Raw genomic sequence first — 1,921 nt, 5'->3', positions numbered from 1 at the left:
ATAAGTTGGCCCACGCCTTTATAGCATGAGCCATCCACTTATCACCCTGTGTTCTGAAATTTCCTACGTTTCTATAGCAAGGTAAAAGCGAATTGCTTCAAATTATTTTATTGAAGAATCGCAAAAATATTGATTTTACTTTATAAGTAAAATCAGTTCTATCAATATTTATTCATAAAGCGTTTTTTAAAAATCAGGTTATCGGTTTTTAATTGACGACACGAAAATAAATAAAATAATGACATATTCGTCATTATTCAGAAAATTATTTCGCCTCATCTTGTAGAAGATGGCGAAGCAAATAAGAAATAATAAACTTTTAAAGGGAATAGCCGCGGTTCTCAAGGAATTACGTGACGCTAAAGACGTTAGCCAAGAAGAAGTTTATAACGATACAAATATACATGTTGGCCGAATAGAAACGGCTAAAGCTAATCCTACTGTCAGCACACTCGCTGCACTTTGTAAATATTTTGGCATCTCTCTCTCTGACTTCTATAAAAGAGTTGAAGAACTTTAAATCCTTTATTTGTTGGATATTTTCATCCAATTATTGTAAGGGCATGCGCTTTGTCCAAGATGATTTTTCCTACACCGCTCAGCAGCGGACAAATGCTGCAAAAATCATCCTGGACAAAGGGCAAGCCCGCGGCAGCGATCCCCGGTAATAATAACAACAGCTCATCGTATTCCTCTCCCAATTTTCCGTTTTTGTACCTGCTTCTTATTGTTCTCTGCAATCAATTTCTGTAGTCCGGCTATAGAAAATTTACGGTCTACCTTACTTCCTTTGATGCAATAGAGTCCCTTCTTAAAGCTGATTCCCTGTAATTCTTTGGTACCTGATTTATACTTATACTGTGTATCGATCCCTAGTTTCATCAGACTATCAGCCAACCCTGAGAGGCTTCGGGCGTGGGGTAATTTGTCCTGAATCGCGTGATAAATATCATAGCGGGTGGCTTCTTCTGTATTTAAAGATTCCAGATTAGTTAAGGCCAAAACTTTCTTTTCAGCAGGAATTAATTGATATTTTTGGGTCAACGCCTGTGCTACTTTTTTCCCTCGCCAGCCTATCCAACTATCACGGATTGCCTTCCTTTTGTTCCCTACAAAGTTGGCCACAATATGCATGTGCAGGTGCTTTTTGTCGATATGTTTGGCTATTACGAACTGTGTATCAGACATTCCAATCTGTTCAAGATACTCCCGTGCAATCGTAATCAATGACTCATCTGTTAAAGATTCGCCCGGATAAAAACTGAGAATACCATGAAAAACTGCTTTCTTTTTATCCGGCAAATCTCCTCTTTGAGTCTCAAAATCATGCGCCATCAGGCGGTAATCATAATCCCTCACCCCTTCCGCATCTAACACGACTGCCCTTCCTTTATCTTCACATATATACCGGCAGCAGCCATAAAAACTCCTGCCGGTAATCACTTTACTAATCATTTGTAAGCCGGTTAATTAGCTCATCAAATTGTTTCCGGTATGTTTCAAAAAGCATCATGGCGGTTAAAAATCCCTGTTGATGGGCCATTTTTGCCATCTGGTTAATGTTAGATGCCATAGCAATTAACTGCTTAACCCCTTGCTTTTCCTCCTCGTTTTGCCGCGCTTTAACTTCCCCAAACAGGGTCATTTTTCGCAGATACATCGTGAGGGTAAAGCCCGCGTTAGCGGCTTTCTCCTTCGCGGTAGCAAATTCGGCCTCAGTAAATCTGAGGCTGAATTGCTTTTCTTTTCGAACGGCTTTAGCCGGTCGACCACCTTTACTTTTTGGTCTTTGCTCTGATCTTTCCATCTGATCTCCGATTTAATCTCCGCTGCATTTCCCCTTTGCGACCACCGGGAGCGAAGGGGCGAGCGGTTTTTGCGTAGCAAAAACACCGCTCGCTAACGGAGCGAAGATCCGTTC

3 protein-coding genes are annotated in these 1,921 nt (G+C 40.9%); 1 reads left to right on the top strand and 2 read right to left on the bottom strand.

Annotation, left to right across the window (positions count from 1 at the left end):
• The first annotated feature begins 289 nt into the window (after positions 1 to 289).
• Positions 290 to 520 (top strand): helix-turn-helix domain-containing protein, encoded by a 231-nt coding sequence (locus VIP81_RS25285; protein WP_133810598.1) that lies wholly within the window; start codon positions 290 to 292, stop codon positions 518 to 520.
• Between the two features lie 161 nt (positions 521 to 681).
• Here the strand turns inward: VIP81_RS25285 and VIP81_RS25280 are convergent, their stop codons facing one another.
• Positions 682 to 1,455 (bottom strand): relaxase/mobilization nuclease domain-containing protein, encoded by a 774-nt coding sequence (locus VIP81_RS25280; protein WP_331967815.1) that lies wholly within the window; start codon positions 1,453 to 1,455, stop codon positions 682 to 684.
• Entirely contained in the window at positions 1,448 to 1,807 is a 360-nt protein-coding gene (locus VIP81_RS25275; protein WP_331967814.1) for a plasmid mobilization protein, read from the bottom strand. The genes VIP81_RS25280 and VIP81_RS25275 overlap by 8 nt, the downstream gene beginning before the upstream one ends.
• Positions 1,808 to 1,921: the final 114 nt, after the last annotated feature.

Source organism: Chitinophaga sp. (assembly GCF_036566945.1).
Lineage (GTDB): Bacteria > Bacteroidota > Bacteroidia > Chitinophagales > Chitinophagaceae > Chitinophaga.
The sequence above is the reverse complement of the archived record's forward strand: the minus strand, read 5'-3'. Positions and strand labels throughout refer to the sequence as shown.